Here is a 13,166-nt window from a genome sequence, read left to right as displayed (position 1 = left end):
TCTTATCTTTTCAAAAGCGCTTCCAATTCCGCTTCCGTAAAAATATAGCGTTTGTTGCAAAAATCACAACGAACTTCCTGTGCTTTATGATCGGAAATCAGAGACTCTATCTCCTTCTTTCCAAGCGAAATCAAAGCTTTCTCCACTCTTTCCCTGCTACAATTACAGAAATACGAAAGCTCTCGCTTTTCATGAATTTCAGGAGAAAAATCACCTAAGAGGAAGTCCAAAAGACTTTCGGGTGTATGACCGTCCTTTAACAGATCCGTAACCGAATGTACCGTTTTCAGCTTTTCCTCCAGCTTATCCAGTAAACTTTCCTCGGCGAAAGGCAAAAGCTGAATGATAAAGCCTCCGGAGGCTTCCACCGTATTTTCCTTGTTCAGCAATACTCCCAAACCTACAGAGGAAGGAATCTGTTCGCTGATACTGAAATAGGCGTTTACATCCTCCGCAATTTCTCCGCTTAAGAGCTGGGTCTGTCCTACATAAGGTTCTCCCAGGCCATTGTCGCGAATCACGGAAAGAAATCCCTTTCCCACTGCGCCCCCAACATCTAAGTGTCCATTCGCCTTTGCCGGTAAAATGACATAGGGATTGGCACAAGTCGCCTTCACTGTGCCGTGAGAATCTGCTGTAGCAACCAGACTTTTCATCGGGCCGTCTCCCTTAACGGAAAGCGTAATCAAGTCCTTTTCTCCCTTCAAGTCCACTCCCATCATAAGCGCGGCACTCATCAGTCTTCCTATTGCCGCAGTTGCTATCGGTGAAGTATTATGAAGTTTTCTTTGCTCTTCCGCCGTATCTCTGGTCGAACAAACAAAAGCACGAATCTGCCCCTCAGCCGCTGTTGCTCTCAGTAAATAATCTCTACTACTCATTTGCGGAAAGTTCCTTTTCTCTTTCTTCGTCCTTTCTCATGCAACACTTCTTGTACTTCTTCCCGGATCCGCAATGACAAAGGTCGTTCGGGTAAATCTTCTTTCCCTCTCTTCTAACCGTACCGGACTTCTTCTGCTCCTTGTACAGTTCTTTTCTTCTCTCCTCGGATAAGATGTCGTTCCACTGCGGAAGGTCATAGAGCCAGGAAGCCTTTGCTTCCACCATGTTGTAGTACAGTTTCTCCGGATCAACCTGAATTTTTACCGTTGTATTCTCATCCATGCTGTCAATCGGATTGTGGAAACCGGCAAGGGACTCATCAATGCCGTCCAGAATGCCCACGAAAATAAACTCTTCAATCCCGAACTGCTCGGCAAGCTCCTTAACGCTCCCTTCATAAACCTTCTTCGGATCGGAAAGCACTTTCTCGTAGAAGCCCTTCTCCAAGGTAAAATACTTCTGCCAAAGTGCTTCCTGTTCATTCTTGTTTAATCCGTTCCCGTACGCTGCATTTCTCCAATTTTCTAATAATGTTGCCATCTCTTTTTCTCCGTTTCTTATAGACTCTTTAAAGAATGGAAAGCATTCTTCTATCTGTCCTTTTTCTTTTTTACAAGCGGAAAAGCTTAAGCCTCATCCATCCTGCCTATATCGAGCATATACCGTACAAGCCGCAATGCTCCGTGTAAACCGTATCATTATAACGGACTTAAAACTTTTTTACAATTCCCGACTCCTATTCTCCATGAACTTTTTCCGGAGAAACTTCTTTTGCCATTTTTTCAAAATCCTCATATTCGGCAGAAGAAACGGGCAACGCCTTTTTCCGTAAACGCTTATCTGCAGAACGACGCAGCGTATTTAAAATAACCGCCCAGAAAGGAACCGCAATAATCATTCCCACAAAGCCGAACAGACCGCCGAATAAGAGGATGGAAAAAAGCACCCAAAAGCTGGATAAGCCGGTTGAATCCCCGAGAACTTTCGGCCCGATAATATTTCCGTCAATCTGCTGAATGATAAGGATGGTTATCGCAAAATAAAGACTCTGCACAGGACTGGTGAGTAAAATCAGGAAAAAGCAGGGAATCGCACCGATAAAAGGACCAAAAAACGGAATGACATTGGTGACTCCCACAATTACGGAAACCAGCAAAGTATAGGGCATCTTCATGATGCTCAAAACGAAAAAGGTAATCACTCCGATAATCGCACTATCTATGATTTTTCCCAGAATAAATCCTCCGAAAACACGATGTACATATTGCAGTTCTTCAATAATTTCCTTTGCCTTCTTCCGGGAAAAAAGAGCAAAGAGGAGTTTTCTGAACTGCCGCCTCAAAAGATCCTTCATATTTAAAAGATAGACCATAACAATGAGTCCGATCAGGATATTTTTTACAATCGTCAGAGTACTCCAGATTCCGTTTGTAAAGAAGGTCGCCAGATTTTGCAAATGGGAGAAAATGGTTTGTGTACTATCCGTCGTTCCAACAAAAAATCGGCTGACTTCTTCATAGGTTTTTTCCACATAGGGCCTAATGTCGGGAAATTTTTCCAGAATAACCGTCAAATTGTTGTAGGAACGATTAATGGTATCCGGAAGACTGAAGTACAGACTCAGAACCGATTTCGTCAGTTCCGGAATCAGCATGGAAACTAAGCCGCTGGTTAAAAGAAAAAGAAACAAAAGACTCGCTACGGTTCCGAAAAATCCCAAGAAACGATGAGAAGCCTCCTTACGAAAGAGGGAATGATATGCTTTTCCTAAAACGGAAACCACAACATTATATACGGGACTCATCAAATACGCTAAAACCGCACCGTAAATAATAGGCATTAAAATCTGTAAAAATATGGCAAAATTCTGTTCTACAAGATAGAAGTTACTTGCCACAATGTAAACTAAAGAAACCGCCGCCAATACTGAAAAGGCGGTCAGTCCCCATTTTATCTGCTCTTTCCACTCTTCATGTTTCATTTTTCTGTCCCTTATTCTCAAAACAAATTTTATTTCGAACACTTACGAAGCAGCATCTTATAAAAAAAGCTCCACATCCACTGATATGAAGCATAAGTACAGGATATAAAACAGACTACCGAAGCGCCGTACCACACGTTTGACTCCTAGCTGATTGCCAGGTGGGTAACCTCACGGATATCTCAAGGATCCTTTACCGCGGACGGAAGGCTTGCTTTCCTTATCACAAATCTTGGAATCCCGTATGTCATATTTGTAGGTTCAAATTGTGTGGCCTCGAACGCCCCAGCAAAGTCTGTGTAAAACGATACAAAAAACTTTTCCAAGTCTTGTCCGCTCGCCTAAACGAGATATCGCACGCTCTGCACACGATACTCGTTATGCACGAGATATCGCACGCTTTGCGCACGACACTCGTTATAAATTATAGCAAAGGCTATTTATGCTTGCAAGACTTCGTAGCATAAAATCAAGATTCCGTTTTCTACCGAAATCTCCGCCTCTTTTCCAATAAATTCATTGCTGACTCCAACCGGTTCGGTACTAAATAAGCTGACGTTTTCCACCAGATACTTGAATCCTTTTTCCGTCACTCCCTTGGACTCCTCCGTAAAAGAAAAGGCGGAAAAATAGCCTTTATATTCTTTGGAAAATGTTTTTGTTCCGTTCTTCAGAGCCGTAAAAACCTGTTTTTCTCCGTACAGATATCCCTCCGCACCCGAAGCGGTCAAATAAGCCAGGCTTTGTAAAGCCGCATAGCTATGGTCCATTCTTGATCCTCCGAGTCCACCGAAAATATGAATTTCCCGAACTCCCTGTTCCAAAGCCACCTGAATTGCCGCATGAAGGTCCGTCTCATTTTTAATTCTCGGTAAGCGGATGACCGCAGAATTGTAATCTTTCCTTGTTAAAGAACTTTGTCCGAATATGACGTATTGCTCTTGCTCCTGCCCTATAGCTCCGTCGGAAAGATTTTTGGGGTCGGCTGAAGAAAGCAGCACTCCCTCTTCTCCGAATGGGTAAGAATCAAAATCTCCCAGAAGCAAGTCCGGCTTGATTCCCTCTTCTTCACAGTACTTCATCCCTCCGTCTATGGCAATCACAAGATCACTTTCCGTCACGGAAAAAGGAAGCCCGTAGAAGCTTCCCGCCGCAATAAGAATGGCTCTTTTCTCTTTTTGCTTTGCAAATACTTCCCTCATCCGACCTTCCTTTTCCTTTTTGATTCCCGCTTATTCTTCCTTCAGTCTTAGCTTTATAAAAAAACCTTGCAGCAAAGCTCGTGCCTCTTCCGATTCCAAGCCTTCGCTTATCTCTACGCGGTGATTCAATTCTTTCATCTGCAGGATATTCATAACGGAACCGCAGAATCCCGCCTTAGGATTTCGAATCGCCATTTGCAGCCTGGGAATCCGTGCCTGTAAAATGGCTCCCGCACACATCGGACAAGGCTCCAGATTGACGTAAAGCGTACAATCTTCCAGTCTCCAGTCCCCTATTTTCTTGCAGGCTTCCTCTATTGCAAGAATCTCGGCATGACTCAAGGCATTTCCCAGCAAATTTCTTTGGTTAAATCCGGTTCCGAGAATGTCTCCCGTCTGAATGCCTTTTTCCTTACAGAGTCTTCCCATAGGGGAATCCTCCTTCAAGCCGTCATAAACAATGACCGCCCCTATCGGAACATCTCCGTTCTCTGCCGCTTGTTTTGCAAGTTCTAAGGCTAAAGCCATGTATTCCTTGTTTTTTCAGACATACTTCTCATCTTGACACTAATTTATGATTTCGGATAGTACGGATTCTCCAACCAAACCGTCCGGCATTTTTACGGAAAAATTCTCCGCAATGCTTGCTCCGATTACGCCGAAGCTCTCCTGCTCTTTTCCTTCTCCGCTCTTTATCCCCTTATAATAGGCTATAAGCGGTACCTGCTCCCTGGTGTGGTCCGTTCCGCTGAAGGTAGGATCGTTTCCATGGTCAGCCGTGAGAAGCACCAAATCATCCTCTTTTATCACGGACAAGAGTTTTCCCAGTTTCTCATCAAAACGCTGAATTTCCTCTCCATATCCGACAGGATCTCTTCTATGTCCGTATATCGCATCAAAATCCACCAAATTCACAAAACAGAGTCCTTTAAAATCTTTATTTTCAGCCGCCGCAATGCACTGCTCCATCCCATGTACCGAAGACTTGGAATGCTCCGCCTCGGTAATCCCTTCATTGTCAAATATATCTGCAATCTTTCCAATGGAAAAGACCGTGAAACCGGCCTTCTCCAAGGCATTTAAAACGGTATCCTGAGGAGGCTTCACCGCCAAGTCATGCCGATTTGCGGTTCTTTTGAATTCTCCCGCTTTTTCTCCCACATAGGGTCTGGCGATAATTCTGCCCACCTTCCATTCCGGTTTCATACATATTTCTCTTGCAATTTCACAGCAACGGTAAAGCTCCTGTAAACCGAAGTATCTCTCGTCTTCGGGAGCCGCAATCTGCAAAACGGAATCTGCGGAGGTATAAACTATCATAGCTCCGGTCTTGATTTGCTCTTCTCCCAATTCATCCAGAATCGCTGTCCCGGAAGCAGATTTATTTCCGATAACCTTTCTGCCTGTTCGTCTTTCCAACTCGTCAATCAGTTCCTTCGGAAAGCCGGTTTCCGTAAAGGTAACAAAAGGAATCTCTGTTTTAATCCCCATCATCTCCCAGTGTCCGGTCATCGTATCCTTGCCGCTACTGGCCTCATTGAGTCGGAAGAACTTCGCAGTAGGGTGCTCTACCGGAGAAACACCTTTCAATTTTTTAAAATTCCCGATTCCCATCTTTTGCAAATTCGGAATAGAGAAATTTTCCATCTTTTCCGCAATATGTCCCCATGTATCCGATCCGCTATCGCCAAAATGCGCGGCATCTCTTCCGTTTCCGATTCCCAAAGAATCCAAAACAATTAAAAATACTCTTTTAAATTTCATAATCTTCCTTTCCCGTTTCCCTGACTCTCTCTAAGAACGGTATGCATCCGGATTCTTCCTATCCTTTTCTTTCTTTACGAATCATTTCCTTAATGGCCTCTACCGCAACTTGTATCGCTTTATCCGTATCATGATAAATCGGATTGGACAAGCCGGCCTTCACTCGCTCCTGATTGGACACGATAAACAGTACGGTTCCGATTTTCTTCTTCAGATAGGCACCCACTGTAAAAAGTGCCGCGCTTTCCATCTCCGACGCCTTACAGCCGAGTTTCAACCAGGCCTGCCACTTTTCCAGCAATTCCCCGGAAACAGGCAAATCTTCCGGTTTATGTTGCCCGTAAAAAGCATCCTTACACTGCACTACGCCCACATGATTTCTGAAGCCGAGACGTTCCGCCGCTTCATACAACTCCTTTGTCACAAAAAAGTCTGCAGTGGCAGGCCATTCTTGCGGGGCATATTCTCTGGAAGTTCCTTCCATGCGAACAGCGGATTCCGCAATAACCAGGTCACCGGATTCCACGGCAAGATCCATTCCTCCCGCTGTACCTACACGCACAAAGGCCTCTCCTCCGCACTGACTGAGTTCTTCCAAGGCGATGGAGGCGGAGGGACCACCGATTCCTGTGGAGCATACACTGACTTTCTCTCCAAGTAAGGTCCCGGTAATCGTTATGTATTCCCTGTTGTCCGCAACCTGCACAGGATTATCAAAATACTGTGCAATCTTTGCACAACGCTTCGGATCGCCCGGTAAAATAATATACTTTCCTACTTCTCCCGGTCTGACTCCGATATGATAGCATCTGTCATCTTCCGAATAATTAATCATGGACTCCTCCTTTTCTGAAGCAAATCACACTATGCCAGTTTTAATGCTATTTCCATCATTTCGGAAAAACCGGTCTGTCTTTCTTCCGGACTGAGTTCCGTTCCCTTCAGGATGTGATCGGAAATAGAAAGAATGGCCAGTGCCTTCTTATGGAGTTTGGCCGCATTCATATAGAGCGCTGCAGCCTCCATTTCTACACAGAGGACCCCCATGCCGGCCCACTTCTTTGCCGCCTCCGGATAAACATTATAGAAAATATCGGAAGAAACCACATTGCCCACCTTAAAACGGGTTCCCAAAGCACGTGCCTCCGATACCGCCTTTTCCAATAAAGAAAAATCCGCAATCGGAGCAAAACTGCCCGGCAATTCATATTGGTAGGCAAAACGGGAATCCGTACATGCCCCCTGCGCAAATACAAGATCTTTCAAATCAATATCCTCATGCAAAGCACCTGCAGAACCGATACGAATAATACTTTCCACATTGTAAAACTGATAAAGCTCATAGGAATAAATGCCGATAGAAGGCATTCCCATTCCGCTTCCCATAACGGAGATTTCTTTCCCGTTGTATTTTCCGGTAAAGCCAAGCATATTTCGTACGGAATTAAAGCACTTCACCTCTGTTAAATAGGTTTCCGCAATATATTTAGCCCGCAAGGGATCTCCGGGCATCAAAACCGTTTTTGCAATGTCTCCTACTTCCGCCTTATTGTGTGCTGTTCCCATAGTCCTCTCCTTTTTTCTTTAGAAAATTATCCATTTTTTTCGACTTTTTCTCTCTCCGCACAAACTACAAGATGCTTTACTTAGCATAAAGGCTAAGTGTGAAAAAGTCTATGGCCGAGGTGCTTAAGAAAGATAAAATTACAAAAAAATAGCGAGTAAACTCGAAAGGAGTTTTACTCGTTCAAGATAAACATCTCTATTTTCTTACTGCGGATGACAGGACTTGAACCTGCACGGTCGCCCACCAGAACCTAAATCTGGCGCGTCTGCCAATTCCGCCACATCCGCATGTCCCTTAAAAAAAAGGAATGAGACACGCGGGAATCGAACCCGCGACAACTTGATTAAAAGTCAAGTGCTCTACCGACTGAGCTAGTGTCTCATAACAGGGCCAGTTGGATTCGAACCAACGACTGCAGGCGTCAAAGGCCTGTGCCTTACCGCTTGGCGATGGCCCTAAGGCTGGTGAGTGCCAGAGCTGCCACCCTCCAATATTGCGAGATAAGGGAAAATAAAAACCCTTCTCAAAAAAAAGGGTGGCCACCGGGAGTCGAACCCGGGACCTCCAGAACCACAATCTGGCGCGATAACCAACTACGCTATGGCCACCATGCTATTCTCGCAAAATGATCCAGAAGGGATTCGAACCCCCGACCCACGGCTTAGAAGGCCGTTGCTCTATCCAGCTGAGCTACTGAATCGTAAACGCATCATGTGCGACTCGTTTATAGTAGCGAATTTCAATTTGTTTGTCAAGAATTTTTTGGTCAAAAGAATCGTAAAAATGCAGATTATCCAATCCATCTTAAATATAGCGGAGTTCCGTTCGAAGATTCCCCTTCTTATCCAAATAAAACATGGCATAACTTTGCCTTCTGTTATCCTGCCTCGGAAAACTGATGGATCCGGGATTAATACACAGTACGCCGTTCACCGTACGTTGACAAGGCTTATGCGTATGCCCGAAAAGAGCCATACTGCAATTTCTGTCCTTTGCCTCGTCTGCCAGTCTTTGTAAATCAAAATTCACTCCGTAAAGGTGACCGTGTGTAAGAAAAAGTCTTTCCTTTCCCAGTCTGATTTCCGCCTCTTTCGGCAAATAGGCGAAAAAATCATTATTTCCCTGCACAAAATAGCTGTCACATTTCTTCGGCAAACGAGCACGAATCTCTTCCTCTCCCCCCTCACTGTCCCCTAAATGCAGAAAACAGCTGATATCCGGATTGGCATCGATTAATTGAAACAGCGTTTCCAGCTTTCTGTGATTGTCAGACACCACAAGAATCTTTTTTTCTTCTTCGGAAACGGTCTCCTGCGCTTTCTTCGAATCATCCTTCGGCTTTCCTTCCTTCTTGTCTTCCGAAGCTTGTTTTCCCTCTAAATGTGCACTTTCTTCCTTCAGGATACGCACCATTTTCCGAAGCGCTTTTCCCCTGTGAGAGACGCGATTCTTCTCTTCCTCGGAAAGTTCTGCAGCCATCTTACCGCATTCCGGAATAAAGAAGATGGGATCATAGCCGAATCCCCCCTCTCCTCTTATTTCCTCTGCTATTTCTCCCTCGCAACGGGCTTCCGTTTTTAAAGTCTTCCCGTCGGAAAGAATCGCCACGATTGCACAGGTATAGTAAGCATAGCGACTCTTATTGGAAGCCTCCTTAAGCATGGCAAGAATCCGTTTATTCTTCTCCGAATACGCTGTGTTTTCCCCCAAAAAGCGCGCAGAATAAATTCCGGGACCATAGGAAAGCGCCTCAATGGAAAGGCCGGAGTCGTCCGCCATCACGATATCTCCATCCTGTAGAAGCCCCTTCCCTTTCAGCTTTTCATATAAGTCACGTGCTTTGATCTCGGCATTTTCCAAAAAGGAGCTGCCGTTTTCCACAACATCCCCCAATTCTCCGATTTCTTTCTTGCTTTTGATTTCCCCCGGAAATTCCCGCATGATTTCCCGGATTTCCCGTAACTTATCTTCATTATGCGTCGCAAAGATAATCCGCATTTTACACTCCTATTTCCCTTTGTACTGGTAAAAGTATGTCTTCATCATTCCGTTATAGATTTTTCTGTTTTTATCTGCCTTACCGAGGTATTTTTCCGCCTGTTCATAGGCTGTAATCAGACAAAGCTGCCACTCGGAAAGCCCCTCAAAGGCCTCTCTAAGCTCTGTATAGAGTAAGGGAAGATTTCGCTTATCCTCGATTCTCTCCCCGTAAGGCGGGTTCGTCAGAATGTAACCATGCTTCTTACTGTGCGACAGTTTTGCCACTTCTCTTTCCTGAAAATGGATGAGATTTGCCACCCCCGCTCTTTCCGCATTTTCTCTGCAAACGGGAATCATCGCGGGATCAATATCATAGCCCTGAATATCCACCATTTTTCCAAAGCTGTTTTCCTTCGTTTCCAATAAATGCCGGTCAATATTGTCTTCCGCTTCTTCCAGTGCGCTGTACCATTCCTTCTTCGGAATGAGATTCGCCCATTCCTCCGCCGTAAAACTCCGTTCCATGCCCGGCGCAATATTGGCCGCAATCATAGCCGCCTCAATCGGAAAGGTTCCGGCACCGCACATCGGATCTACAAAGGGGGCATCATCCCGCCACTTACTGAGAAGAATCAGAGCTGCCGCAAGAGTTTCCTTAATGGGTGCCTTTCCCATTTTCAAACGGTACCCTCTCTTATGCAAAGACTCTCCGCTCGTATCGAGGCAAACCAAAACCTCATCTTTATAGAGAGAAACACGAAAGGGGTACTTTGCTCCGTGCTCCGAAAACGTAGTTTGATGATAAATGGAGGCAAGCCTGTCTACCATCGCCTTCTTCATCACCGCCTGAATGTCTCTCGGGGAAAAAAGCTTGGATTTTACGGAGCTGGCCTTCGTGACCCAAAAGGAAGCATCGACAGGAAGGAAGTCCTCTAAAGGAAGGGCCTTTGTGCCCTGAAAGAGGTCCTCATAGCTCTCCGCATGAAAAGAGCCGACTTTCAAAAGTACCCTTTCTCCTGTGCGCAGGAAAATATTGGCCCGCACGATGGCTTCCGCGTCCCCGATAAATTGCACCTTTCCATCGCTCACGGAAGAAACCTCGTAACCGAGGTCATGGATTTCCTTTTTGCAAATGGACTCCAGTCCAAAATGACAGGGTACAATCAATTCAAATCTTTGCATTTTTCTCCTTTATCGCTTCACAATGATAAAACGAGATATCGCACGCCTTGCGTACAATACTCGTTATGAATCAGTCGAAAAAGAGCATTTCCATCCATGAGCTGAACTGCCCTTTATCGATTCAATATCCCCGAAAGCAACCATAAAATCACAGCAATACAGAGCACCGGGAAAAGGATCGGTGCAAGGAAAGACAGAATTCCCACAAAAACCAACACCACCAGCACCAAAAGTGCAATCACAACGATGGTGAAAAGGAGGCAACCGGTACTGCTTACCGGAATATAGGGCCTGTAACCGTGGCTTTCTCTGTTGTTGCCGTAGCTGCTATTACCGTATCCGCCGTTGCCACTGTCTCCATAAGCTGTATTTCTACTGTAATTTCCGCTTCCATTCGAACTGCTCTCTCGCCTTTCGTAGCGAAGGCTTTCCGTTTCGGAGTCGAACCTGTCTTTTTCGGAAGCCGTTCCCTGATAACGCAGGTCTTCTTCATCCGAAGCATAGTTGATGTCTTTCTCCTCATAGCGGAAGGGTGTGGTTCTTGCCACACGGTCTCCTCCCGCATCGGCGGCTTCAATAATACTTCTTGCTAAGAGATTCGGAGCGGAGAGCTCGGCTACTACCTCCTCCTCTCCTCTTCCCTTCCCCACCTCCGTATCAATATACTCACTATAAAACCGGAGCTGTTCCTCAATAATCTGTCCTGAAACTGAATTGATAAGCTCCCCTCTTAAAGCCTGTAAAAATTCCTTTTTATTCACTCTTTTCTTCCTCGGCTATGACAGCAATATTCAAATCCAGAAGCTGCTGCGGGTCAAATACCTCAGCAGGGGCATCCATCATGGCATCCGATCCGTCCTTACCCTTCGGGAAGGCAATCACATCACGAATCGTTTCCGCACCGACCATCCACATCGCAAGGCGATCTAAGCCGTACGCAAGCCCGGCATGGGGAGGTACTCCGTATCGGAAGGCCTGCATTAAGAAGCCGAACTGCTCATTCGCTCTCTCCGGTGTAAAGCCGAGCTTCTCCAGCATCTTCTCCTGCACATCACTCTGGTGAATTCGCACGGAGCCGCCTCCAAGCTCTGTCCCGTTTAAAACAATGTCGTAAGCCTTGGCACGAATCTTCGAAAGATCCGTGTCCAGATAATGCAAATCCTCTTCCATCGGCATGGTAAAAGGATGGTGCATAGCTTGATAGCGTCCCAGCTCTTCGGAATACTCGAACATCGGGAACTCCGTAACCCAAAGGAACTTCCACTGTGTCTTATCAATTAAGTCGAGTTCCTTTCCAAGCGCAAGTCTCAGCGCTCCCAAGGAATCCCAAACCACATTTCTCTTTAAGTCGGAAACGAGGAGAAGGAGATCCCCCTTTTCAAATCCCGATGCTTCTACAAGCCTCTTTGCATCCTCTTCCGAAAGGAACTTTGCAAAGGAAGACTTTACCGTACCGTCTTCATGTACGCCGTACCAGGCAAGCCCTTTTGCGTGATAGCCCTTAACCAGCTCCACATAGGAATCCAGCTTCTTTCTGGGCATCTCCGCCTGACCCTTTACCAAAATACCCTTTACTGTTCCGCCGGCCTTTGCACAGTCGGAAAATACGGAAAATCCGCAGTCCTTTACCGCCTCCGTAAGCTCAATAAGAGGCATATCAAAGCGAAGATCCGGCTTATCGGAGCCATAGTGATTCATCGCATAGTCCCAAGTCATCCTCTGCAGCGGAAGGGCAATATCCACATTGCAAACTTCCTTAAAGATATACTTTAAAAGGCGCTCATTTACCTCCAGTACATCTTCGATATCCACAAAAGAAAGCTCCATATCCACCTGAGTAAACTCCGGCTGTCTGTCCGCTCTTAGATCCTCGTCTCTATAGCATCTTGCAAGCTGAAAATAACGATCCATTCCGGAAACCATAAGAAGCTGCTTTAAAAGCTGCGGAGACTGGGGAAGTGCATAGAAGGCACCTCTGTGCAGTCTGGACGGCACAAGGAAGTCTCTTGCTCCCTCCGGGGTGGACTTAATGAGAGTCGGGGTTTCTATCTCCAAAAAGCCTTCCTCGGAAAGGAAGTGACGAATCAGCTGAGAAAGTCTGGCACGGGTCATGATTTTCTTTGCAAGGTCCGGTCTTCTAAGGTCAAGATAGCGATACTTTAGACGGAGATCCTCCTTAGTCTTGGAATCCGCTTCAATCGGGAAAGGAGGGGTCTCCGCTTCCGCAAGGATACGAAGGCTCTTTGCCACAAGTTCAATGGAACCGGTAGAAAGTGCCGCATTACTGTCCTTACCACGGCTTCTCACTTCTCCCTCTACGGCAATGACATACTCCTGTCTTAACTCACTAGCCTTCTCAAAAACCTCTTTCCCGCATTCCTGTTCTTCAAAAAGAATTTGCAAAATACCGGAGCGATCACGAAGATCGGTAAAAATAAGACCGCCTTTATTTCTGGACTTCTGTACCCAGCCCATCATACAAACCGTTTTTCCGATATAGCTCTCTCCCAGCTCGGCGCATCTGGCCGTTCTGTGTAAACCTTTCATTGACTCTGCCATAATTTCCCTCTTTTCTTTTCCGTCCTATATAGTCTTTTTATTCTAAAAT

At 45.7% G+C, this 13,166-nt stretch carries 12 protein-coding genes and 5 tRNA genes; all 17 read right to left on the bottom strand.

From position 1 onward, the window contains the following. Positions 1–2: 2 nt before the first annotated feature. The 17 genes from hslO to aspS all read right to left on the bottom strand — a co-directional run bounded on the left by hslO (position 3) and on the right by aspS (position 13,117). Positions 3–881, bottom strand: a complete 879-nt coding sequence (hslO, locus tag HMPREF9124_RS05400) for an Hsp33 family molecular chaperone HslO (protein WP_009429279.1) — start codon at positions 879–881, stop codon at positions 3–5. Next, on the bottom strand, positions 874–1,422 hold the full coding sequence (locus HMPREF9124_RS05395) for an SEC-C metal-binding domain-containing protein (protein ID WP_009429309.1): 549 nt from the start codon (positions 1,420–1,422) through the stop codon (positions 874–876). The genes hslO and HMPREF9124_RS05395 overlap by 8 nt, the downstream gene beginning before the upstream one ends. A 196-nt stretch (positions 1,423–1,618) precedes the next feature. Beyond that, positions 1,619–2,863 (bottom strand): AI-2E family transporter, encoded by a 1,245-nt coding sequence (locus HMPREF9124_RS05390; RefSeq protein WP_009428530.1) that lies wholly within the window; start codon positions 2,861–2,863, stop codon positions 1,619–1,621. A 440-nt stretch (positions 2,864–3,303) separates the two neighbouring features. Continuing rightward, positions 3,304–4,065, bottom strand: a complete 762-nt coding sequence (locus HMPREF9124_RS05385) for a thiamine diphosphokinase (protein WP_009428079.1) — start codon at positions 4,063–4,065, stop codon at positions 3,304–3,306. Between the two features lie 30 nt (positions 4,066–4,095). Beyond that, complete coding sequence (locus tag HMPREF9124_RS05380) at positions 4,096–4,593, bottom strand: nucleoside deaminase (protein WP_009427892.1); 498 nt, start codon at positions 4,591–4,593, stop codon at positions 4,096–4,098. A gap of 39 nt (positions 4,594–4,632) precedes the next feature. Next, positions 4,633–5,829: a phosphopentomutase gene (locus HMPREF9124_RS05375; protein ID WP_009429769.1), complete on the bottom strand. Its 1,197-nt coding sequence runs from the start codon at positions 5,827–5,829 to the stop codon at positions 4,633–4,635. Between the two features lie 58 nt (positions 5,830–5,887). Beyond that, positions 5,888–6,664 (bottom strand): uridine phosphorylase, encoded by a 777-nt coding sequence (gene udp / locus HMPREF9124_RS05370; protein ID WP_009428866.1) that lies wholly within the window; start codon positions 6,662–6,664, stop codon positions 5,888–5,890. A gap of 29 nt (positions 6,665–6,693) precedes the next feature. Further along, positions 6,694–7,395, bottom strand: coding sequence for a purine-nucleoside phosphorylase (gene deoD, locus HMPREF9124_RS05365; protein WP_009428369.1), 702 nt, complete (start codon positions 7,393–7,395; stop codon positions 6,694–6,696). A gap of 208 nt (positions 7,396–7,603) precedes the next feature. After that, positions 7,604–7,683 (bottom strand) — tRNA-Leu (locus HMPREF9124_RS05360). A gap of 21 nt (positions 7,684–7,704) precedes the next feature. After that, positions 7,705–7,777 (bottom strand) — tRNA-Lys (locus tag HMPREF9124_RS05355). Between the two features lie 4 nt (positions 7,778–7,781). Beyond that, positions 7,782–7,853 (bottom strand) — tRNA-Gln (locus tag HMPREF9124_RS05350). A gap of 77 nt (positions 7,854–7,930) precedes the next feature. After that, positions 7,931–8,004 (bottom strand) — tRNA-His (locus tag HMPREF9124_RS05345). Positions 8,005–8,022: 18 nt separating this feature from the next. Continuing rightward, a tRNA-Arg gene (locus HMPREF9124_RS05340) sits at positions 8,023–8,096 on the bottom strand. 104 nt (positions 8,097–8,200) lie between these two features. Beyond that, positions 8,201–9,394: an RdgB/HAM1 family non-canonical purine NTP pyrophosphatase gene (gene rdgB / locus HMPREF9124_RS05335; RefSeq protein WP_009429257.1), complete on the bottom strand. Its 1,194-nt coding sequence runs from the start codon at positions 9,392–9,394 to the stop codon at positions 8,201–8,203. A gap of 9 nt (positions 9,395–9,403) precedes the next feature. After that, a complete protein-coding gene (locus HMPREF9124_RS05330; protein ID WP_009428585.1) occupies positions 9,404–10,558 on the bottom strand; it encodes a THUMP domain-containing class I SAM-dependent RNA methyltransferase in 1,155 nt (384 codons plus the stop codon). 113 nt (positions 10,559–10,671) lie between these two features. Beyond that, entirely contained in the window at positions 10,672–11,319 is a 648-nt protein-coding gene (locus tag HMPREF9124_RS05325) for a DUF1700 domain-containing protein (protein ID WP_009428204.1), read from the bottom strand. Beyond that, entirely contained in the window at positions 11,312–13,117 is a 1,806-nt protein-coding gene (gene aspS / locus HMPREF9124_RS05320; RefSeq protein ID WP_009429938.1) for an aspartate--tRNA ligase, read from the bottom strand. Before aspS ends, HMPREF9124_RS05325 begins: the two co-directional genes overlap by 8 nt. Between the last annotated feature and the right edge of the window lie 49 nt (positions 13,118–13,166).

It is taken from the genome of Oribacterium sp. oral taxon 108 str. F0425, assembly GCF_000214455.1.
In the GTDB taxonomy this organism is placed as follows: Bacteria; Bacillota; Clostridia; order Lachnospirales; family Lachnospiraceae; genus Oribacterium; species Oribacterium asaccharolyticum.
The sequence above is the reverse complement of the archived record's forward strand: the minus strand, read 5'-3'. Positions and strand labels throughout refer to the sequence as shown.

Coding starts and splice junctions, on each gene's coding strand:
- hslO (WP_009429279.1), bottom strand. CDS start 881: ATGAGTAGTAGAGATTATTTACTGAGAGCAACAGCGGCTGAGGGGCAG.
- HMPREF9124_RS05395 (WP_009429309.1), bottom strand. CDS start 1,422: ATGGCAACATTATTAGAAAATTGGAGAAATGCAGCGTACGGGAACGGA.
- HMPREF9124_RS05390 (WP_009428530.1), bottom strand. CDS start 2,863: ATGAAACATGAAGAGTGGAAAGAGCAGATAAAATGGGGACTGACCGCC.
- HMPREF9124_RS05385 (WP_009428079.1), bottom strand. CDS start 4,065: ATGAGGGAAGTATTTGCAAAGCAAAAAGAGAAAAGAGCCATTCTTATT.
- HMPREF9124_RS05380 (WP_009427892.1), bottom strand. CDS start 4,593: ATGGCTTTAGCCTTAGAACTTGCAAAACAAGCGGCAGAGAACGGAGAT.
- HMPREF9124_RS05375 (WP_009429769.1), bottom strand. CDS start 5,829: ATGAAATTTAAAAGAGTATTTTTAATTGTTTTGGATTCTTTGGGAATC.
- udp (WP_009428866.1), bottom strand. CDS start 6,664: ATGATTAATTATTCGGAAGATGACAGATGCTATCATATCGGAGTCAGA.
- deoD (WP_009428369.1), bottom strand. CDS start 7,395: ATGGGAACAGCACACAATAAGGCGGAAGTAGGAGACATTGCAAAAACG.
- rdgB (WP_009429257.1), bottom strand. CDS start 9,394: ATGCGGATTATCTTTGCGACGCATAATGAAGATAAGTTACGGGAAATC.
- HMPREF9124_RS05330 (WP_009428585.1), bottom strand. CDS start 10,558: ATGCAAAGATTTGAATTGATTGTACCCTGTCATTTTGGACTGGAGTCC.
- aspS (WP_009429938.1), bottom strand. CDS start 13,117: ATGGCAGAGTCAATGAAAGGTTTACACAGAACGGCCAGATGCGCCGAG.